Source organism: Mesorhizobium sp. M0615 (assembly GCF_040320805.1).
Classification (GTDB): Bacteria; Pseudomonadota; Alphaproteobacteria; order Rhizobiales; family Rhizobiaceae; genus Mesorhizobium.
On the sequence record NZ_JAMYQI010000008.1, the window covers coordinates 107,237 to 128,002 of the forward strand.

General features: G+C 63.8%; 18 protein-coding genes. 9 read left to right on the forward strand and 9 right to left on the reverse strand.

Going from position 1 to position 20,766, the window contains the following annotated elements; translation table 11 throughout:
- Nucleotides 1–95 precede the first annotated feature (95 nt).
- The gene (locus tag NKI46_RS15710) at nucleotides 96–1,037 is read right to left on the reverse strand and encodes a threonine/serine dehydratase (protein ID WP_352746866.1); all 942 of its coding nucleotides are present in this window, start codon (nucleotides 1,035–1,037) and stop codon (nucleotides 96–98) included.
- Nucleotides 1,038–1,087: 50 nt separating this feature from the next.
- Here NKI46_RS15710 and NKI46_RS15715 point away from each other — a divergent pair, with 50 nt between their 5' ends.
- Complete coding sequence (locus NKI46_RS15715; protein ID WP_023694025.1) at nucleotides 1,088–1,390, forward strand: ArsR/SmtB family transcription factor; 303 nt, start codon at nucleotides 1,088–1,090, stop codon at nucleotides 1,388–1,390.
- A gap of 20 nt (nucleotides 1,391–1,410) precedes the next feature.
- Here the strand turns inward: NKI46_RS15715 and lysA are convergent, their stop codons facing one another.
- From lysA to argH, 3 genes are all read right to left on the reverse strand, one after another.
- Nucleotides 1,411–2,679: a diaminopimelate decarboxylase gene (lysA, locus tag NKI46_RS15720; RefSeq protein ID WP_352498148.1), complete on the reverse strand. Its 1,269-nt coding sequence runs from the start codon at nucleotides 2,677–2,679 to the stop codon at nucleotides 1,411–1,413.
- An 80-nt stretch (nucleotides 2,680–2,759) separates the two neighbouring features.
- Nucleotides 2,760–2,966: a hypothetical protein gene (locus NKI46_RS15725; RefSeq protein WP_023673325.1), complete on the reverse strand. Its 207-nt coding sequence runs from the start codon at nucleotides 2,964–2,966 to the stop codon at nucleotides 2,760–2,762.
- A 68-nt stretch (nucleotides 2,967–3,034) separates the two neighbouring features.
- A complete protein-coding gene (argH, locus tag NKI46_RS15730) occupies nucleotides 3,035–4,435 on the reverse strand; it encodes an argininosuccinate lyase (protein WP_352746870.1) in 1,401 nt (466 codons plus the stop codon).
- Nucleotides 4,436–4,469: 34 nt separating this feature from the next.
- Here argH and tlpA point away from each other — a divergent pair, with 34 nt between their 5' ends.
- Nucleotides 4,470–5,162 (forward strand): thiol:disulfide interchange protein TlpA, encoded by a 693-nt coding sequence (gene tlpA, locus NKI46_RS15735; protein ID WP_023804537.1) that lies wholly within the window; start codon nucleotides 4,470–4,472, stop codon nucleotides 5,160–5,162.
- Between the two features lie 99 nt (nucleotides 5,163–5,261).
- Here tlpA and NKI46_RS15740 read toward each other — a convergent pair whose 3' ends face one another.
- Nucleotides 5,262–7,709, reverse strand: a complete 2,448-nt coding sequence (locus NKI46_RS15740; RefSeq protein ID WP_352746873.1) for a bifunctional diguanylate cyclase/phosphodiesterase — start codon at nucleotides 7,707–7,709, stop codon at nucleotides 5,262–5,264.
- Between the two features lie 477 nt (nucleotides 7,710–8,186).
- Between NKI46_RS15740 and ugpB the strand changes: the two genes are divergently transcribed.
- The 4 genes from ugpB to NKI46_RS15760 all read left to right on the forward strand — a co-directional run bounded on the left by ugpB (nucleotide 8,187) and on the right by NKI46_RS15760 (nucleotide 12,380).
- On the forward strand, nucleotides 8,187–9,497 hold the full coding sequence (gene ugpB, locus NKI46_RS15745) for a sn-glycerol-3-phosphate ABC transporter substrate-binding protein UgpB (RefSeq protein ID WP_023750544.1): 1,311 nt from the start codon (nucleotides 8,187–8,189) through the stop codon (nucleotides 9,495–9,497).
- Between the two features lie 71 nt (nucleotides 9,498–9,568).
- Nucleotides 9,569–10,453, forward strand: a complete 885-nt coding sequence (ugpA, locus tag NKI46_RS15750; RefSeq protein WP_023685330.1) for a sn-glycerol-3-phosphate ABC transporter permease UgpA — start codon at nucleotides 9,569–9,571, stop codon at nucleotides 10,451–10,453.
- 9 nt (nucleotides 10,454–10,462) lie between these two features.
- A complete protein-coding gene (gene ugpE / locus NKI46_RS15755) occupies nucleotides 10,463–11,311 on the forward strand; it encodes a sn-glycerol-3-phosphate ABC transporter permease UgpE (RefSeq protein ID WP_023698704.1) in 849 nt (282 codons plus the stop codon).
- Between the two features lie 7 nt (nucleotides 11,312–11,318).
- Complete coding sequence (locus NKI46_RS15760; RefSeq protein ID WP_023698703.1) at nucleotides 11,319–12,380, forward strand: sn-glycerol-3-phosphate import ATP-binding protein UgpC; 1,062 nt, start codon at nucleotides 11,319–11,321, stop codon at nucleotides 12,378–12,380.
- A gap of 35 nt (nucleotides 12,381–12,415) precedes the next feature.
- Here NKI46_RS15760 and NKI46_RS15765 read toward each other — a convergent pair whose 3' ends face one another.
- The 3 genes from NKI46_RS15765 to NKI46_RS15775 form a co-directional block, all read right to left on the reverse strand.
- Nucleotides 12,416–13,498: an ABC transporter ATP-binding protein gene (locus NKI46_RS15765; protein ID WP_023686694.1), complete on the reverse strand. Its 1,083-nt coding sequence runs from the start codon at nucleotides 13,496–13,498 to the stop codon at nucleotides 12,416–12,418.
- Nucleotides 13,495–15,066 carry an ABC transporter permease gene (locus NKI46_RS15770; protein WP_023737454.1) on the reverse strand — a complete coding sequence of 524 codons (1,572 nt, stop codon included), beginning with the start codon at nucleotides 15,064–15,066 and terminating at the stop codon, nucleotides 13,495–13,497. Before NKI46_RS15770 ends, NKI46_RS15765 begins: the two co-directional genes overlap by 4 nt.
- A 154-nt stretch (nucleotides 15,067–15,220) precedes the next feature.
- Entirely contained in the window at nucleotides 15,221–16,228 is a 1,008-nt protein-coding gene (locus NKI46_RS15775; protein WP_023737455.1) for an iron ABC transporter substrate-binding protein, read from the reverse strand.
- 204 nt (nucleotides 16,229–16,432) lie between these two features.
- On the opposite strand from NKI46_RS15775, the gene NKI46_RS15780 reads away from it, so the two are divergent.
- The 3 genes from NKI46_RS15780 to NKI46_RS15790 all read left to right on the forward strand — a co-directional run bounded on the left by NKI46_RS15780 (nucleotide 16,433) and on the right by NKI46_RS15790 (nucleotide 19,761).
- Nucleotides 16,433–16,984 carry a sigma-70 family RNA polymerase sigma factor gene (locus NKI46_RS15780; protein WP_023671665.1) on the forward strand — a complete coding sequence of 184 codons (552 nt, stop codon included), beginning with the start codon at nucleotides 16,433–16,435 and terminating at the stop codon, nucleotides 16,982–16,984.
- 1 nt (nucleotide 16,985) lies between these two features.
- A complete protein-coding gene (locus NKI46_RS15785; protein WP_023671666.1) occupies nucleotides 16,986–17,624 on the forward strand; it encodes an NrsF family protein in 639 nt (212 codons plus the stop codon).
- A 202-nt stretch (nucleotides 17,625–17,826) separates the two neighbouring features.
- Entirely contained in the window at nucleotides 17,827–19,761 is a 1,935-nt protein-coding gene (locus NKI46_RS15790; protein WP_050587141.1) for a PAS domain S-box protein, read from the forward strand.
- A 27-nt stretch (nucleotides 19,762–19,788) separates the two neighbouring features.
- On the opposite strand, the gene NKI46_RS15795 is transcribed toward NKI46_RS15790, so the two are convergent.
- Nucleotides 19,789–20,667: a 3-hydroxybutyryl-CoA dehydrogenase gene (locus NKI46_RS15795; protein WP_023671668.1), complete on the reverse strand. Its 879-nt coding sequence runs from the start codon at nucleotides 20,665–20,667 to the stop codon at nucleotides 19,789–19,791.
- Nucleotides 20,668–20,766: the final 99 nt, after the last annotated feature.

The following is a 20,766-nucleotide window of genomic DNA, read 5'->3' on the forward strand; positions in this document are numbered from 1 at the left end:
CAGAAGTTTACCAGCAAACACGGCAAAGGCGAGGCGGTTCCGGAAAACTTGAAAAGCTTTGGCGGGTTTGCGTCCCACTTCAGTCGCAGCAAGGTTTAGAATTTCGTGGGATCGGTGTTCGAGCCGCATACCAGGACCGCGATCCGTTCGCCCGGCGCCGGGGTGTAGCGGCCGGACAAGAGAGCCGCAAAGGCAGCGGCCCCACCCGGCTCGGCGATGATACGCACCCGCTCCCACAGCGCCTTCTGCGCGGCAATGATGGCGTCGTCGGTGACCAGGATGGAGCGCTCGACGAAGGCCTCGGCGATCGGGAACATCATCTCGCCGACGCGCTTGGGCGCCAGCGAATCGGCGGCGACGCCTTCGGCCGGCGCATCGACGGGGTGGCCGGCTTCGAAGGCGTGATGCAGCGTCGGCGCGCCTTCGGGCTCGATGGCGATGATCCTGATGCGGCCGGCAAACCAGGCGGCGATGCCGCCGATCAGGCCGCCGCCGCCGACAGCGACCAGCAGCGTGTCGATGTCTGGCAGATCGGTTTCGATTTCGAGGCCGAGCGTGCCCTGGCCGACCAATGTTTCCTCCTGGTTGAAGGCATGGATCTGCAGCGCGCCGGTCTTTTCGGCAAAAGCCTCGCTGGCGGCCAGCGCCTCGGCATAGCGGGCGCCGCCGACCATCAGTTCGGCGCCGTAGCCGCGGATGCGCTGCAGCTTGGCCGGTGGGCTGACTTCGGGAACGAAGATCGTCGCCTTGTGGCCAAGCCGCATGGCGGCATAGGCGACCGCGGCGCCATGATTGCCGCCCGAAGCCGCAACCACGCCGGCCGCAGGCACCGGCCGTTCGAGCAGATTGGTGAAGGCGCCGCGCGCCTTGAACGAACCGGAATGCTGCAGGCATTCGAGCTTGAGGTCGACCGCCAGCGGCGGCCGGTCGAAATCGGCCATGTCGACGCGCAGCACCGGCGTGTGCCTGATATAGCGGCGGATGCGCGGTTCCATCGCGGCAATGCGTTCGCGCGTGACGGTGTTGCCGTTCGTCATGACCATCTCCTTGGGATTGACAGCAATTAGTAACTTGGCAAAATGGCTAAATGCAAGAGGTTGATGTCTTCAAGGCGATCGCCAATGAACGCAGGCTGCAGATCCTCGACTGGCTGAAGGATCCGCAGGCGCATTTCCCGGCCCAGGCAGACGGCGATCTGGTCGAGGATGGCGTTTGCGCGCTGCTGATCGCGGAGAAGCTCGGCATTACGCAGGCGACGCTCTCCGAACATATGCGCGTGCTTACCCAGGCCGGCCTGCTGCGGCCCAAGCGCATCAAGCAATGGACGTTCTACCGCCGCGACGAGGACAGGATCGCCGACACAAGGATGCTCATCCAAAACCGGCTGTAGCGCAGCCGCCGTGGCGGCTCCTATGCAAGCCAGTCGGGCACCGAATCCAGGCCGATAAGCTCGTCATAGGTCTGGCGCCGGCGTACGACATGGAAACGGTCGCCGTCGACCAGAACCTCAGGCACAAGTAGGCGGGTGTTGTAGGTGCCGGATTGCACCGCGCCATAGGCGCCGGCGGTGGTGACGGCAATGAGGTCGCCAGACTTGAGCCGGGGCAGGTCACGGTCGAGGCCGAGATAGTCGCCGGTCTCGCAGACCGGGCCGACGACGTCGACCGCCATGCGCGGCGTGTCGGCCGGCGGCTGCACCACCGGCTTGATGTCGTGGAAGGCATCGTAGAGCGTCGGCCGGATCAGATCGTTCATGGCGGCGTCGACGACGAGGAAGTTCTTGGCGTCGCCTTCCTTCACGAATATCACTTCCGAGACCAGGATGCCGGCATTGCCGACGATCAGCCGGCCCGGCTCGAACATCACCTTCACCCCAAGCTTTGTCAGATGCTTCCTGACGATATCGGCATAGGCATCGGGCAGAGGCGGCGGGCTGTTGTCGGTGCGGTAGGGGATGCCGAGGCCGCCACCGAGATCGACATGCTCGACGGCGTGGCCATCGGCGCGCAGCGCGCCGACCAGTTCCGCCAGAAGCGCGAAAGCATCGTCAAAGGGCTGCAACTCGGTGATCTGGCTGCCGATATGGGTATCGATGCCGATGGGCTTGGTGCCCGGCAAACCGGCCGCGCGGGCATAGACCTGGCGCGCCCTTTGCCATGGAATGCCGAACTTGTTCTCGGCCTTGCCGGTGGAGATCTTCCTGTGCGTCCTGGCGTCGACATCCGGGTTGATGCGCAGCGACACCGGCGCCACCTTGCCGAGCGCGGTGGCGCGGGCCGACAGCAATTCAAGCTCCGGCTCGGATTCGACATTGAAGCAGAGAATGCCGGCCTCGAGCGCGAAATCCATCTCGCGCGCGGTCTTGCCGACACCGGAAAACACGATCTTGTTGGCCGGGATTCCGGCGGCGAGCGCGCGGCGCATTTCGCCTTCCGAGACGGTGTCGGCGCCGGCGCCGAGCTTTGCCAGCGTTCGCAGCACCGCCTGGTTGGAATTCGCCTTCAAGGCGTAACAGACCAGCGTGTCGAGCCCGGCAAAGGCCCCGGCGAACACCCGGTAGTGCCTCGTCAAGGTTGCCGTCGAATAACAATAGAACGGCGTGCCGACGCTTGCGGCGATGTCTGGTATCGCCACGTCCTCGGCATGGAGCACGCCGTCGCGGTAATCGAAATGGTTCACGAGAGTGTTTCCGGAAGTTGGAGCACGAGACCTAGTTAGCACGAGACCTGGTCAGAAAGACCAAGCCGGTCTCATCGGCTCTAGATCAGCGGGTCGAGGATGAACTTCTTGTCCACGACCGGTTTTTCCGGCTCCGGCGGCACCGGCTGTTTGGCGCGCTCGGCGTCCTTGCGGGCCTGGACGGCCGCTTCATAGGGCGTATCGAGACCAGCCTTACGGCCGCAAGCGGTCACGGCAGCCATCGCCGTCAGCAGCGTCAGCGTCACCAAAATCCTGCTTGCGGTCATCGATCCATCCGTCCGAAACTTTATGTGCTGCGCTTTTAACCGAGTTTTAGGCGCATTGCACCCCGGCATCATGCCTTGGCGATGCGCTTTTTCCAGCTGCGGATCTGCTTCCTGACCTCCGACGGCGCCGTGCCGCCGAAACTGGTGCGGCTCTTCACCGAATTCTGCACCGCCAGAACCGAGAAGATGTCTGCCGTGATGCCGGGGTTGATCGACTGCAGATCTTCCAGCGACAGCTTTTCAAGGCTCACCTTCTTCTCTTCGGCCACCGCCACCGCGCCGCCGGTGACATGGTGTGCCTCACGGAAGGGCAGGCCCAGCGTGCGCACCAGCCAGTCGGCGAGGTCGGTCGCGGTCGCGTGGCCCGAGCCGGCGGCCTTCTTCATGGCGGCGGCATTGACCGTCATGTCGCGCACCATGCCGGTCATCGCCGCCAGCATCAGATCGAGCGTCTCGGCGGCGTCGAAGACCGATTCCTTGTCTTCCTGCATGTCCTTGCCGTAGGTCAGCGGCATGCCCTTCATCACCGTCAGCAGCCCGACCAGATGGCCGGTGACGCGGCCGGTCTTGCCGCGCACCAGTTCGGCGGCGTCCGGGTTCTTCTTCTGCGGCATGATCGAGGAGCCGGTGGAGAAGGAATCCGACAGCCTGACAAAGCCGAATTGCGGCGTCGACCAGATGATGATTTCTTCGGCGAGCCGTGACAGATGCGTGGCGCAGATCGCGGCCAGGCTCAAGAACTCCAGCGCGAAATCGCGGTCGGAGACGCTGTCGAGCGAATTGCGCATCGGCTCGCGAAAGCCGAGCGCCTTCGCGGTCTTGTGGCGGTCGATCGGAAAACTGGTGCCGGCAAGCGCTGCCGCGCCGAGCGGGCTTTCATCCATCCGCTCGATGGCATCGCGGGTCCGCGACAGGTCGCGCGAAAACATCTCGACATAGGCCATGCAATGATGGCCGAAGGTCACCGGCTGCGCCGCCTGCATGTGGGTGAAGCCGGGCATCACGGTCGCCGCATGCTCCTCGGCGCGGTCGAGCAAGGCTGAGATCAGCCCCTTCAGCGCCTCGGCGACGCGAAAGCACTCGTCCTTGACCCAAAGCCGGAGATCCACCGCCACCTGGTCGTTGCGTGACCGCGCCGTGTGCAGGCGGCCGGCGGCCGGGCCGATCAGGTCGGCAAGGCGGGCCTCGACGTTCATGTGAATGTCTTCCAGCCGGGTCGAGAACTCGAACGTGCCGGCCTCGATCTCTTTCAGGATCGTGTTCAGCCCGTGAGCGATCTTTTCTTGATCGGCCGCCGAAATAATGCCCGTTTCAGCCAGCATCTCGCTGTGGGCGATCGAACCTCTTATGTCTTGCGCATAGAGTTTGCGGTCGAACGAAATCGACGCGTTGATCGCTTCCATGATCGCGGCCGGACCCGAGGCAAAACGTCCGCCCCACATCTGGTTGCTGGCCTTCTTGTCGCTCATCGCTATAACCCGTGCTCCGGAGCAGTCTTAGAAAATGGCAGACGGTAGCAGATACTTCCCGGCCCCGCGCCTGATCCTCGCCGCTTTGCTGGCGGGCGTGCTGGCCGGCGTGGTCGCGGTATATGTCAGCGAGAGCGGGTCTGGCAACAACGCAGCCACCGGCAGCGCACCTGCGGCCGGCGCGGGCAACAGCAAGGACGACGTCGCCTGCGCCGCCAAGAGCGACCGCGCCAAAAAGGTTGCCGCCGCGGCCACCGGCCAGGTGGCGGCATTGCTGCCCGCCGATCCGCCGCAATCGCTGAAAAGTCTCGCCTTCAACGGTCCCGACGGCAAGCCGATGACGATCGCCGATCATGCCGGCAAGACCGTGCTGCTCAACCTGTGGGCGACGTGGTGCGCGCCCTGCCGCGCCGAAATGCCGGCTCTCGACGCCTTGCAGAAGGAAAAGGGCAGCGATGCCTTCGAAGTGGTCGCGGTCAATGTCGATGCCGGCGACGATGTGAAGCCGAAGAAGTTCCTCGCCGATATCGGCATCGGGTCGCTCGGCTACTACCGCGATTCGACGCTGGCGCTGTTCAACGACGTCAAGACGCGTGGCTTGGCGCTAGGCCTCCCCGTCACCATGCTGATCGACGGCGAAGGCTGCCTGATCGCGCATATGAACGGACCGGCAGAATGGTCGGGACCGGATGCCAAGCGCCTGGTCGAGGCCGCACTCGCCCCTTAGAGCGGTTCACCGTTTCATCGAAACGGCTACCCGCGCTAACTTTTTTGTTTCGACGCAATTTCGGACGGAAAACCGTTTCACACTTTTCCTGAAATTGCTCTAGGCTGAGCGCAGGGCCGCCGCCGGCGGCAGCATCAAGATGCTGCCGCCGCGTTGTTTGACGCTGGCGTCGTCGTGTGCCGCCGGCGCCGCGACGCCGGTCAGTTCGCTGAACGCCTCGATCGGGCTCGGCCGGCCTAGATAGTAGCCCTGGCCGATCTCGCAGGCCTCGGCGTCGAGGAATTTCAGCTCGCCCAGCGTCTCGACGCCCTCGGCCAGAACCGGCAGGCCGAGACCGCGGCCAAGCCCCAGAACGGCGCGCACGATGGCTGCCACCTGGCCGTTGCTGTCGACTGATTTGATGAATGAGCCGTCGATCTTGATCTTGTCGAAGGGGAAGGCGCGGAGATTGGACAGCGAGGAGTAGCCGGTGCCGAAATCGTCCATCGCCACACGCACGCCAAGCGCCTTCACCTGGCGCAAGGTCGCCAGCGCGCGCGGCATGTCCTTGACCAGCGCCGTTTCGGTGATCTCGAGTTCGAGCCTGCCGGGCGTCAGGCCGGAGCCGAGCAGGACTTCATGCACCTTGCGGCTGAAATTCGGATTGTGGAGCTGCACCGCCGAGACATTGACCGCGACGGTGAGAGGGTTCTTCCAGCGCGCTGCCTCGGCGCAGGCCGTCGCCAGCACCCATTCGCCGATCTGGATGATGACGCCGCTGTCTTCGGCCACCGGGATGAAGGTCGCCGGCGACACGTCGCCGCGCTGCGGATGATGCCAGCGGATCAGCGCTTCGAACCCAACCATCCGCCCGCTGCTGATCTCCTTTTGTGGCTGGTAGACGAGGCGAAACTCATCGCGCGCCATCGCCTGGCGCAGTTCGTGCTCCATCACGCGCCGGTCTCGCGCCTCGGCGCCCATCGAGGCCTCGAAGTAACGGTAGGTGTCCTTGCCCTCGGCCTTGGCGCGGTAGAGCGCGGTGTCGGCGTGGCTGACCAGGAGTGTCGGCTCATCGGCGTCGAGCGGATAAAGTGCAATGCCGATGCTGGCCGACACCAGCCCGCCACCGACCGACAGCCGGTTTTCCTCGCGCATGGCCGCCAGCACCGCCTCGGCGATGCGGCCGGCCGCCTGCGGATCGGGAAGGTTCGGAGCGATGATGGCGAACTCGTCGCCGCCGAGACGCGCCAGCATCTGTCCGTGGCGGAGCACGGCGGAGGCGCATAGCGCCACCTTCTGCAGCATGGCATCGCCGGCGCCGTGCCCGAACAGGTCGTTCACTTCCTTGAAGCGGTCGAGGTCTAGCAGCAGCAGCGCAAGATGCCCGCCCTTGCCGCCGCGGTCCATTGCGGCAATTTCGGCCTCGAGCCGGCCGGAGAAACTGCGGCGGTTGGGGAGCCCGGTCAGCGGGTCGAAATGGGCGAGGCGCAGGATCTCCTGCTCGGCCTTCCTGCGTTCGCGGATGTCGCGCACGGCGACAACGCTGTGCCGCTTGCCGCAATAGTCGATGCTCCTGGCGATAAGTTCGACGGGGATGGTGGCGCCGTCATGGGCTCTGAGTTCGGCTTCCTGTGCCAGTCCGCTGCAGTCGGACATGCCGGCCGCCGTGCGTTCGCCGAAGAGGTCGCCAAGCAGCATCGCGTTCAGCACTTCCGGCGCAATGCCGGTGAGTGCCGCGATGCTGTCATTGGCGCTGACGATGCGGGCGCCGTCGCAGACGATCAGCCCCTCGACGGCGGCGTTGGCGAGGCCGTGCATGCGCTCGGCCTCGAGCTTGTGACGCCGGAAGCGAAGGTCGATCCACAATGCTGCGGCTGAAAGCACCAGGATAGCCATGCTGACTGCAGCGGCGGCGAAGGCCTGCGACACCGGTTCGACCGTGAACTGCGATATCTCGATGGAGGAGTCCGGGAAGATCGACACCGCGCCCATGGCGATGAAGTGCAGGCTGCAGATCGCCAGCGTCAACAGGATGGCGGCGGCGATTGTGGCCTGCATGGACGGCCGTCGCAACACGACCAGCAGCGCCAGCGCGGCGAGGGTGACGCCTGTCAGCACCGAGACGCCGACCAGCAGCGGGTTCCAGACGATGCGCCCTTCGACCTCGAAGGCGGCCATGCCGATATAGTGCATGGCGGCGATACCAGCGCCGAGGACCGCGCCGCCGACCAGAGGGTAGTCGATGCCCCGGCGCAAGGTGGCGATCCACATGCCCGCAGCGGTCAGGGCGACGGAACCGGCGAGCGAAAGCGCCGACATTTCCGTATTGTAGGCGTTGGGGATTCCGGGAGAAAAGGCAAGCATTGCGATGAAGTGCGTCGCCCAGATACCGAAGCCGGTGGAAGTGGCTGCTATCATCAGCCAGGTATAGCGGTTGCGCTCGCTCGAGCGGTCGACATGGCGAAGCAGGTTGACCGCCGAGAAGGAAGAAATACCGCAAATGAGCGCTGCCAGTGCGACCAGTCTCAGATCGTGCTCATGCACGATACAATTATAGACCGTCAGCATCTCGCCCCACCTGCTCTCCCACAGCAATCAAGCCGTCCACTTGATTAGTATGCCGCGCTTGACGAAGAATCGGTTATGCGAACTACAACTACAGCGGGTTTTTCGGGTTGTACCTTGCGGCGATCCTGTCTCATTCCAGACGCACGGTTACAGCAGCGCCTGGCGCGATGCCGCTCGGCCGATCTCGATCTGGCCGAGCGCCGGTATGGCGGCCGCACGGTGCAGGTGCGTGGCGCTGTCACGCGGGCCCTTCACGCATCGCTGGGCGGTCGGCGATCCTTGCAGGCCCACCGCGCCCATGTATCGCTGAGCCGGCTTGGCATTTGTCTCTGTCCTCGTTGCAGAGCGAGGGGGCGCGAAGTTAGCCGGGTATGAAATTCACGAAACAGCAACAAATCCGTTGTCCGATTGTCATCAGCGACACATATTGCCTTTGCGGGAGTGCCCCTTTCGCCAATGACAAACGGGAGATGAAACATGAAGTTGTTCGGCTTTGCGGCCGGTGTTGCCGCCACCTTGACCCTGCTTTCCACCACCTCCGCCTTCGCCGCCACCCAGATCAGTTGGTGGCATGCCATGACCGGCGCGAATGCCGAGGTGGTCGACAAGATCGCCAAGGATTTCAATGCCAGCCAGAGCGACTATGAAATTCTCCCTGTTTTCAAGGGCACCTATCCCGAAACGCTGAATGCCGGCATCGCTGCCTATCGTGCGGGGCAAGCGCCCGACATCATCCAGGTGTTCGACGTGGGTACCGGCGTCATGATGGCAGCCGAAGGTGCGATCAAACCGGTGGCCGATGTGCTAACCAGCGCCGGCGTGACCTTCGACAAGAGCCAGTATTTGCCCGGCATCGTCGGTTACTATTCGAAGCCGGACGGGACCATGCTGTCCTTCCCCTATAATTCCTCGTCGCCCATCCTCTACTACAACAAGGATATTTTCCAGAAGGCCGGGCTTGATGTGAACAACCCGCCAAAGACCTGGAACGAGGTGTGGGAAGCCGCCAAGAAGATCAACGCGAGCGGCGCCGCTTCCTGCGGCTATACCTCGACCTGGTTGACCTGGATCCACCTTGAGGCCTTCGCGGCCTGGAACGACGTTTCCTATGGCACCAACCAGAACGGACTTGCCGGAACCGACGTCGAGCTCAAGATCAATGCGCCGATCTTCGTCAATCATTTCCAGGCGCTCGCCGATCTGGCCAAGGACGGCACCTTCAAATATGGCGGCCGTACATCCGAAGCCAAGCAGATCTTCCTTGCCGGAGAATGCGGCATCTTCACCGAATCGTCGGGGGGTCTCGGTGACATCGTCAAGTCGGGCATGAACTACGGCATCGGCCAGCTTCCCTATGATAGTGACGCCAAGGGCGCGCCCCAGAACACCACGCCGGGCGGCGCCAGCCTGTGGGTGTTCGGCAACAAATCGGACGAGGAATACAAGGGCGTCGCGGCGTTCTTCTCCTACCTGTCCAAGACCGAAGTGCAGGAGTATCTGCACCAGAAGTCGGGTTATCTGCCGGTGACGCTCGCTGCCTATGAGGCGACCAAGAAGTCCGGCTTCTATGACAAGAATCCGGGCCGTGAGACGCCGATCCTGCAGATGCTGGGCAAGGCGCCGACCGAGAACTCGAAGGGCGTGCGCCTCGTCAACCTGCCGCAGGTGCGCGACATCGAGAACGAGGAGTTCGAGAAGATGCTGGCCGGCCAGCAGACTGCGCAGCAGGCGCTCGACAACGCGGTCGCACGCGGCAACAAGGCGATTCAGGAAGCGATCGGAAATTGAAGCGATTTGTCAGTTGAACCTCGTCCACGCGGACCCGCGTGGACGACTTCCTGAACAGCGAGGGAACCACACTGTCTCCACGCGTCGTCTTTCCCAACAAGACCCTGCCTTACCTGCTGGTGGCGCCGCAACTCGCCATTACGCTGATCTTTTTCTACTGGCCGACGGGGCAGGCGCTCTACCAGTCGATGCTTAGGGAAGACCCGTTCGGGCTGAAGAGCAAGTTCGTCGGGCTCGCCAATTTTCGCAAGGTGCTGGCCGACCCGGCCTACCTCAACTCGATCAAAGTTACGCTGGTGTTCTCTCTGGCGACCGCGATGGTCGCCATGGGTGTGGCCCTGTTGCTTGCCGTCATGGCCGAGAAGGTGGTGCGCGGCAAAGGCCTTTATCGCACGCTGCTGATCTGGCCGTATGCGGTGGCGCCGGCGATTGCCGGCATGTTGTGGCTGTTTCTGTTCAACCCCTCGATCGGTTCGCTGGCCTACGCCTTGAGAGGTCTCGGCATTGCCTGGGATCCTTTGCTTAACGGCAACCAAGCCATGATCCTGCTGGTGTCTGCGGCTGCCTGGAAGCAGATCAGCTACAATTTCCTGTTCTTCGTCGCCGGGCTGCAGGCGGTGCCGAAGACGTTGATAGAGGCGGCGGCCATGGACGGCGCCGGGGAGACGAAGCGCTTCTGGACCATCGTCTTCCCGCTGCTCGCGCCGACGACCTTCTTCCTGCTGGTCGTCAACACGGTCTATGCGCTGTTCGACACTTTCGGTATCGTCCATGCCGTCACCGGCGGCGGGCCGGGCAAGGCCACCGAGACGCTGGTCTACAAGGTCTACAATGACGGTTTCGTCAATTTGATCCTTGGCGATTCGGCCGCGCAGTCGGTCATCCTGATGGTCATCGTCATCTCACTCACGGCCATCCAGTTCCGCTATGTGGAACGCAAAGTCCACTACGGTTGAGCGCGAGCGATGATTGGTCAGTCCCCGCTTCGCGCCCTCATCGCCCACGCCGTGCTCATCCTGGGCATCCTGATCGTCGCTTTCCCGATCTACTACACCTTCGTTGCCTCCACGCAGACGCTGCAGACCATCCTCAAGCCGCCATTGCCTCTTTTGCCCGGCGACCAGGTCTGGAACAATTACAGCGAGGCGCTGTTCGGCGGTGTCGGCCGCATCGGCGGCGTCAGTGTCGGCCGATTGCTGCTCAACACCACGATCATGGCGCTCGGCATCGCGGTGGGGAAGATTTTCATCTCGATCCTTTCGGCCTATGCGATCGTGTTCTTCCGTTTTCCGCTTCGGATGGTCTTCTTCTGGCTGATCTTCATCACACTGATGCTTCCCGTCGAGGTGCGCATCCTGCCGACCTACAAGGTGATGGTCGATCTCGGCATGATCGACACCTATGCCGGCCTGATCATTCCGCTGATCGCCTCGGCCACCGCCACGCTTCTGTTTCGCCAGTTCTTCATGACCATCCCAGGTGAGTTGGTGGAAGCGGCGCGTGTCGACGGCGCCGGACCATGGCGCTTCTTTTTCGACATCCTGCTGCCGCTGTCGCGCACCAACATCGCAGCACTGTTCGTCATCCTCTTCATCTATGGCTGGACGCAGTACCTGTGGCCGCTGCTCGTCACCAACAGCAACGACATGAACACCATCGTCATCGCACTTAGAAAGATGGTCTCCTTCGCCGATGCCGATACCCAATGGCATCTGGTCATGGTCACCGCGATGCTGGCCATACTGCCGCCGATCCTGATCGTGGTGCTGATGCAACGCTGGTTCGTGCGCGGACTTGTCGATTCCGAAAAGTGAGAAGCCGATGGCGACCGTCGATCTGAAGGATGTGAAGAAGGTCTATCCCAGCGGCGTCGAGGCGGTGAGGGGTGTCTCCATCGCCATTCCCGACAAGGAGCTTTGCGTGCTGGTTGGGCCGTCCGGCTGCGGCAAGTCCACGCTGCTGCGGATGATCGCCGGGCTTGAGACCATTTCTTCCGGCACCGTCGCCATCGACGGCAAGATCGTCAACACGATCGGTCCGACCGAGCGCGACATCGCCATGGTGTTCCAGAACTATGCGCTCTATCCACATATGAAGGTCTACGACAACATGGCCTACGGGTTGCGCAACCGGGGTACTCCCAAGGACGAGATCGACAGCAGGGTTCGCTCGACCGCCAAGGTGCTGGAGCTCACGGCGCTGCTCGACCGGCGCCCGCGCGAGCTTTCCGGCGGCCAGCGCCAGCGCGTGGCCATGGGTCGCGCAATCGTGCGCAATCCAAAAGTCTTCCTGTTCGACGAACCGCTTTCCAACCTCGACGCCAAACTGCGCGGCCAGATGCGGGTCGAAATAAAGAATTTGCAGCGCTCGCTCGGTGTCACCTCGGTCTACGTCACCCACGACCAGCTTGAGGCGATGACGCTGGCCGATATTCTCGTCGTCATGAATGGCGGGTTGGTCGAGCAGACGGGCGCGCCGCTCGACATCTACGAGAAGCCGGCATCGACCTTCGTCGCCTCCTTCATCGGAGCGCCGCCGATGAACCTTCTGCCTCTTTCGCAAGGACCGGCTGGTCCGGCGCTGACCGACGGCAAGACGGTTGACTTCGCGCCTACGAACGCCGCCACGCTTGGCTTCCGCCCTGAGGATGCCGACGTCACCTTCAGTGCCGAGGCATCATCCGGCGCGCTTATTCTGCCTGCGGCGGTCGAGGCGGTCGAACCTGTGGGAGCCGAAAGCTTTCTTCACTGTGCCGCCGGCGGCAACCGCATCGTCGTGCGTGTGGCCGGCCGCGCCACGGCCAAACCCGGCGATCAACTGCGCGTCGTGGCGAGGGCCGAGAAGCTGCATTGGTTCGACAATGCTGGGAAACGAGTCGATTGACGCAGCCGCTCGCGCCAAACCGACGCATCGGCAGTTCAGGCGAAGACATGCGCCTTGCCGGAAACTGTCAGACGCACGATCTCGCCGACGGCAGGTGCGTCGATTCCCGGCTTGCGTAAGGTCAGCGGTGTGCTGCCGATCGCCGCGGCGTCCGGCGGATCGGGGTTGTTCAACAGCCGCACGGCAATGGTGCACATCGAGCCTGCGAATTCCGAGTCCGTCACCTCGGCGAATATCGTGCCCGCAGGACCCGACATGCCTTCGCGCGACGTGCGCTTTACCTGCACCTGCTCCGGTCGCAGCATGATGCGGGCGATGTCGCGCCGCTCCTTCGAGTCGACGGCTATGCGACCAAGCGAGGAGGTGGCGAAGCCGCCTGAAATCTTTGCCGGCAAGATGATGGCGTCGCCAAGAAACTCGGCAACCATGCGGTCTTTCGGCTGCAGATAGAGTTCTCGCGGTGTGCCGATCTGAGAGAACTTTCCGTCGCGCATGACCGCCACCTGGCTGGCGAAGGACAGCGCCTCGGCCTGGTCGTGGGTGACCAGGATGGTGGTGATGCCGGCGGCTTCGAGTAGTTCGGCGACGGCCTTGCGCATCGAGGCGCGCAGACCGGTGTCGAGCGCCGAGAACGGTTCGTCGAGCAACATCAGCCTGGGCTTCATCGCCATGGCGCGGGCCAGCGCCACGCGCTGCTGCTGGCCGCCGGAGAGCTGGTGCGGGCGGCGCTTGAGGATCGCCTTGTCCAGCCCGACGGTATAGGCGAGCTCGGCGATGCGCTCGGCGCGCTGGTCCTCGCCGCGGGCCATGCCAAAGCCGATATTGTCGCCGATGCTGAGATGCGGGAACAGGGCGCCGTCCTGCGCCACCAGGCCGATGCCGCGGCGGTGCGCCGGCACCGCATGGCCGCCATTGGCCAGCACCTCGCCGTCGAGCACGACGCGGCCCTGGTCGGGCGCCTCGAAGCCGGCGATCAGCCGCAGCAACGTCGTCTTGCCGCAGCCGGACGGGCCGACGATCGCGGTGCGACTGCCGCTTGCGGCGCTGAGCTCGATGCCGGCAAGGGCTGCGACCGGGCCGTAGTGCTTGGTGAGGCCACTGATTTCGAGAAAGCTCATCGCCCGGCCATCCGTTTCGACTGGACATAGAGCAGCCAAGTCAGCGGCAGCGACATCGCCACCATGATGAAGGCGTAAGGGGCGGCGGAGGCATAGTCGATCTCGCCGCTATAGGACCAGAACGCCATGGCCAGCGTGCGCGTGCCGTTGGGCGCCAGCATCTGGGTGGCGGTCAGCTCGTTCATGATGCCGAGCGCGACCAGCGCCATGCCGGCCGCAGCCCCCGGCGCCGACAGGCGAATCGTTGTCGACCAAAGCGCCTTCAGCGGCGGCCGGCCAAGGCTGGCGGCGGCGCGTTCGAGCTCGACCGGCGCCTGTGCGATCGAGGCTCTGAGGCTGATCAAGGCGCGCGGCAGGAACATCAGGGCATAGGCGACCAGGATTGTGAACAGCGTCTGGTAGAGCGGCATGGCGATGCGCACGGTAATGGTGACCAAGGCCAGCGCGATGACCACGCCGGGCAGCGAACCGACTATGTAGTTGCAGCCTTCGAGCAGCCGCTGCAGCGGTCCCGGCGCGCGGATCGAGATCCAGGCCATCGGCATGGCGGCGATGGTCGCAAGCAAGGCGCCGGCCAGCGCCAGGAACAGTGTCTGGCCAAGCGCCAGGCCGATCTCGTCCAAACGCCAGACATCGGCGCCGCCGGCGACCAGCCAGCGGCCGATGGTGACGAAGGGCACGCCGATGGCGAGAAGCGTGGCGATGGCAGGCAGAGCCAGGCAGGGCAGGGTGGCGCGACCGAGCCTGGTGCGCTGCTGGCGGCGCGCGGCACCCGAGCCTACGCGGGCATAGCGTTCCTCGCCGCGCACCAGCACCTCCAGCGCGAGCAGCACGAAGCAGCAAGTCACCAGGACGCCGGCCAGCATGTTGGCGGCGGGACCGTTGAAGGTCGACTGGAACTGGTCGACGATCGCCGTGGTGAAAGTGTCGAAGCGGATGAAGACGTAGAGGCCGTATTCGGCCAGCAGATGCAGGCCGACCAGCAGCGCGCCGCCGCAAATGGCCAGTCTCAGCTGCGGCAGCACGACACGCCAAAACACCCGCCATGGTCCAAGGCCGAGTGCTGCGGCTGCGTCCTCCAAAGCAGGATCGAGCCGGCGCAGAGCCGCCGCCAGCGGCAGATAGAGGAACGGGAAATAGGCGAGAACCGAGACCAGCACGCCGGCCCACAGGCCGTGCAAGGTCGGCACCATGGTGATCCAGGCGTAGGAATGCACGAAGGCGGGGATGGCGAGCGGCGCCACCGACAGCCAAGCCCACAGGCGGGCGCCGGGCAGGTCGCTGCGCTCGGTCAGCCATGCCAGCGTCACCGACAGCACGGTGGCGATCGGCACGGTGAGCGCCACCAGAAGCACGGTGTTGACCAGAAGTTCGCCGACGCGCGGCCGGAAGACCAGGGCCGAAGCAGTGTCCCAGCCGATCTGCACACCGATCCAGATGATGAACGCCAGCGGCAGCAGCGACAGCAGCGAGACAATTATGGCGGCAAGCGCGATCCAGGACATGGGCTTCCGGCGGGACCGCCCGACTGTCTGGCCTGAACGTGCGAGATCGACGGCAGTTTGCATCAGCTCGACCGCGCCACTGCCGCCGGGGCGGGGGCGCCGCAGGCGCGGCCGGAAACGCAATATGTCGTCATGGACGAAGCCATCCCGAAAACAGAGCGCTCCTGCGGAAAGCCTCGCAGGAGCGCAAACGTTGCCCTTTTAGGACGAACGCGGACTAAAGCAAGCCGGCTGCCGTCATCAGGTCGGTCACCTTTTTGGAGTTCAGTGTCGCCGGATCGACCTTCGGCGCCTGCAGGTCGGCCAGCGGCACCAGCTTGGGATTGGACTGCGCGTCCTTGCCGATAGCGTATTCGAAGGACGTGCCGGTCTTCAGCACGTCCTGGCCGCCTTTGCCGGTCACCCATTTGAGGAACGCCTGGGCTTCCTTCGGGTGGTTGCTCGAGGCGAGCACGCCGCCGCCGGAGATCGAGACGAAAGCGCCGGGATCCTGGTTCTTGAAATAATGCAGTTCGACGTTCTTGCTGTTTTCGCCGGTCTTTGCCTGATCGCCGAAATAGTAATAGTGGTAGATGATTCCGCCTTCGATCTCGCCGGCATTGACCGCCTTCATCACCGTGCCGTTGCCCTTGTAGGCGGTGAAATTCTCCTTCATGGCCTTCAGCCAGTCGGCGGTTGCGGCTTCGCCCTTGAGCTCGAGCAGCGCGCTGACGATGGCCTGAAAATCGGCGCCGGAAGGCGAGGCTGCCCAGCGGCCTTTCCAGGCGGGATCGGCGAGATCGAGCATCGATTTGGGCAGCTTTTCGGCCGTGAGCTTGGTCTTGTTGTAGGCAAAGACGGTGCTGCGCGCCGCGACACCCACCCATTTGCCGGTGCTCGGCTGGAATTCGGCCGGGACTTGCGCCAGCGTGTCGGCGTCGACCGGCGCGAAAAGGCCCGCCGCTTCGACCAGAGTCATGGCCGGCGAGTTCTCGGTCAGGAACACGTCGGCCGGCGAAGAAGCGCCCTCGGCGACGATCTGGTTGGAGAAATCGCTGTCGCCGCCATTGCGCAGCGTGACCTTGATGCCGGTTTCCTTGGTGAAACCTTCGACCCATTCCTTGGCCAGGCTCTCATGCTGGGCGTTGTAGACGATGATCCCGGCATCCGCGGCCATCGCCGGCCCGGCGATCATGCTCACGGCCAGCGCTGTGGCCCCCGCTAGGGTGGAGAGCGTGTATCTCATGGCGTCATCCTCAATCTCGGTGGTTCTGGTTTCGCAGGCTGCACCTATCGATACCTGACAGCAGTAGTCAACATTGCTCGGCTGCTTCAATCGGTCGCCGCTCCCGCAAACTTTCGTGATTTTGCGGCACTTTGGCTTGGACATCATTTCGCCGGACACGTAACAAATCGGTGCCGAGGCGCGAAGATCGGGGAGTGAACTCTTGTGAGCGGCAAGGATGAGGCCGAGCTTTCCCGGCTGATGCGGGCCGCGATCGCGGGAGATGAAAGGGCCTACGCCGACTTTTTGCACCGGATCGCCGCGCTGGTTCGCGGCTTTGCGAGGCGCAAGATCGTACAGGGCGGGGTCGATCCCGAGGATGTCGTGCAGGAAACCTTGCTGGCCATTCATGTGAAACGGCATACCTGGCGCCAGGACGCGCCGGTGTTGCCATGGATCTATGCGATAGCCCGCTTCAAGCTGATCGATGCTTTCCGGCGGCGCGGACGGCGCATCGAAATCGAGATCGACGAGATCGCCGAGACCTTTGCCGAGCCGGAAACCGAGACCGTCAGCGAACGCGACATCAACCGGGCGCTGGACGGACTGCCGGCTGCGCAGCGTTCCGTCGTTTCTTCGATCTCGGTCGACGGCCGCTCCATCGGCGAGACGGCGGCCAGGCTCGGCGTCAGCGAGACGGCGGTGCGGGTGTCGCTGCATCGCGGGCTTGCCGCGATCGCCAAGCGATTTGGGCAGGGGCGCTTCGGGCGGCAGTGACATGAGGACGGAGGATCTCATCAAGGCACTCGACGCCGACACAAGCAGCAAGGCGATGCCGCTGCGCTCGGCCTGGTTGATGGCGGCGGCAGCCGCGGCGGTGATCGCGGCTCTGGTCTTCTTTCTCACCATCGGCCCGCGTCCCGACATCATGACCGCCATGCACACGATGCGGTTCCTGGCGAAGTTCGTGTTCACCATCGTGCTCGCCGTCACCGCCTTTGGCCTGGTCCGGGCGTTGTCGACGCCGGGCGCTTCGACGGCAAGAGCCGCGGCCTGGATGCTGGCGGCGCCGCTGCTGGTGGCCGTGGCGGTGGCTCTCGAACTGTTCATGGTGCCGGAGCCGATGTGGAGCACGCGCATGGTCGGCTCCAACATGATGATCTGCATGGGCTTCATCCCGCTGATCGGAATCGGCCCGCTTGCCGTCTTCCTGTGGATGCTGCGCTATGGCGCGCCGACGCGGCCGGTGTTGGCCGGGGCGGTCGCGGGACTGCTCGCCGGCGGCCTGGCGGCAACCTTCTACGCCGCGCACTGCTTCGACGATTCGCCGCTTTTCGTCGCCACCTGGTACACGCTCGCCATCGCCGTCCTCGCCGGTCTGGGCGCGCTCGGGGGACGGTTCTTCGTGCGCTGGTGACCGGGCGGTTCAAGATCGCCCAATAATCACCGATCCTTAATCATGCCGGCAATTGTTTGCGGGTTCACCGTGTTGCCGGTGGCTCCGGCACAACCTTTCCTTAAAATCGATCATCCAGTGTTTTTTGCAGAAATGTGTTGCGCATGGGGTGGCATGCACAGTGATGCGACGAGAGCGAAAAAGCCTGCGGGCTGACAGTCACGTGGCTTTGGTGCTTGCGGCCGGAGGGCTTTGCGCTGCCGTGGTCGCGCTCCTGCTGTCGCGGCTCGATGTCAGCGCCGAAGTGCTGAAACTCTGCCTGCAGATATCGGTGCCGGTCGCCGCCGTTGCGCTGATTCTCGCCGCCCTGTTCATTTACCGGATACTGGACGACCGCCGGCAGATCGCCGAAAGCGAGCAGCGTTTCCGCCGCGCCATGGAGGATTCGGCGATCGGCATCGCCATTGTCGGCCTCGACGGCCGCATCCATGAAACCAACCCGGCCTTCGCCGCCATGCTCGGCTATAGCAAGCAGGAGATCGAGGCGCTGACCTTCTTTCAGATCACCCATCCCGACGATGTGCAGATCGGCCGTGAGACGATGGACGGCATGCGGGCGGGCACCGTCAACGCCTTCCACTTCGAAAAGCGCTACCTCAGGAAGGACGGCACGCCGGTATGGGCCCATCTTGCCGGTTCCGTCATTCGCGACGAGAAGAGCGGGAGCCCGCTCTACCTGGTCTCCCAGATCGAGGATATCGATGCGCGCAAGCAATCCGAGGCGCGCATAGCCGAAGCCGAAACGCGCTGGAATTTTGCCCTGGCCAGCGCCGGACAAGGCGTCTGGGATCTTGATATGCGGAAGGGCGGCACCACCTACTCCGCCACCTGGGTGAAGATGCTGGGCTATGCCGATGGCGAACTGGACGGCGACCCCGACCGCTGGCTGGCGATGATCCACCCCGACGATCGCGAAAACGTCGCCGAAGCCGATCGTGCCCATCTGGAGGGCAGGACACCGTTCTTCGAAGCCGAGTTCCGGATGCGCCACAAGGATGGCCACTGGGTCTGGATCCTCGACCGCGGCAAGACGCTCGAACGCGACAAGGACGGACGGCTGGTCAGGGCCATCGGCAGCCTGACCGATATCACCCAGCGCAAGCAAACCGAGGAAAGCCTCATCGTATCGGCGGCAATGCTGGCCGACGAGAAGGAGCGGCTGAGGGTGACGCTGCAGTCGATCGGCGACGCCGTCATCTGCACCGATGCCGCCAACCGCATCACCTTCATGAACCCGGTCGCCGAAAAGCTCACCGGCGTTGTTGGCGCGGAGGCGCTCGGCAAGACGCTTGGCCATGTCTACTGGGCGGTGGACGAAGAAACCGGGCAAAGGATCGGCATGACGCGGCCGGCGCTCGGCAGCGCCAGCCCTGCCGACCAGAACAGTCGCGCCGTCCTCATCCGTCGCGACGACACACGCTGCAGCATCCGCCAGGTGGTGTCGCCGATCATGAACGACCGCCAGGAGTTCTGCGGTCTTGTCATCGTCTTCCAGGACTTCACCGATGCGCGCGCCTTGCAGCGCCAGCTCGCCTATGCCGCCGCGCATGATGCGCTGACCGGCCTTGCCAACCGTTCGAGCTTTATCCGCACCATGGAGGAACTGGTCGACCGGAGCCGCAAGGCCGGCACAGCCAGGTCGGCGGGCGAACATCATTTCATGTTCATCGATCTGGACCATTTCAAGCTGGTCAACGACACTGGCGGGCACGCCGCCGGCGACGCCTTGCTGAAGCGGGTTGCCGAGGCCATTCGCGGTGCGCTTGGGCCGGAGGATATCGTGGCCCGCCTCGGCGGCGACGAATTCGCGGTCATCCTGAAAGCCGGGCCGAGCGCCGGCGCCAGGATTGCTGCACGCTCTGTCATCGACGCCATCCGCGGCCTGCAGTTCAGCTGGGACGGCCGGCCGCATGCGATCGATGCCAGCATCGGGCTGGCGCCAATCCACAGCAACAGCGGTGAAGTCGACGAGATCATCGCCCGGGCCGATGCTGCCTGCTATGCGGCCAAGGCCGCCGGCCGCGGCTGTGTTTCCGTGGCGCCTGACGATACCGGGTCAAGAGGCCAAGCAGAGCCGCCGCTTGCAGCGGCGTCCTGAGGGAGCACGGAACTTTCGTTCTGGTGGTTAGCGCGTCGGAACCGGATGCTCGCCGCGATAGTCGTAGAAGCCGCGCCCGGTCTTGCGGCCGAGCCAGCCGGCCTCGACATATTTCACCAGCAGCGGGCAGGGGCGATATTTCGAATCCGACAGGCCGTCATGCAGCACCTGCATAATCGACAGGCAGGTGTCGAGGCCGATGAAATCGGCGAGCTGCAGCGGTCCCATCGGATGGTTGGCGCCGAGCCGCATGGCGGTGTCGATGGCATCGACCGAGCCGACCCCCTCATAGAGCGTGTAGATCGCCTCGTTGATCATCGGCAACAGAATGCGGTTGACGATGAAGGCCGGAAAATCTTCAGAGACGGTGATGGTCTTGTCGAGCTGTTTCACATAGGCCTTGGCCGCCTCGAAGGTCTGATCCTCGGTAGCGATGCCGCGCACCAGTTCGACCAGCTTCATCAGCGGCACGGGGTTCATGAAATGTATGCCGATGAAACGCTCAGGACGGTCGGTCTGCGCGGCAAGCCGGGTGATCGAAATCGACGAGGTGTTGGTCGCCAGAATGGCTTCCGGGTTGAGCTGGGGACAGAGCTGCGCGTAAATCTTGCGCTTGACCGTCTCGTCCTCGGTCGCCGCCTCGATAACCAGATCGGCACCGGCGAGATCAGCCATGGTGGGGGCTGCGGAAATGCGCGCCATCGCTTCGTTACGCAGCTTTTCCTCAAGCTTGCCGGAGCCGACCTGGCGGGCCATGTTGCCGCTGACCGTGGCAATGCCCTTCTCGATACGGTCGGGCGAGACGTCGTAGATCAGCACCTTGAAACCCGAAAGTGCTGATACATGCGCGATGCCGCCGCCCATCTGGCCGGCGCCGATGATGCCGATCGTCTCGATCTTGGCCATTTGCAGCGATCCCGTCGAAAAGGCCTTTGCGGCCTGCTTTTTGTGCAGTGCAAACTAAAAGGGTGGGGCAGCTTCGTCTACCCCACCCTTTCACAATTT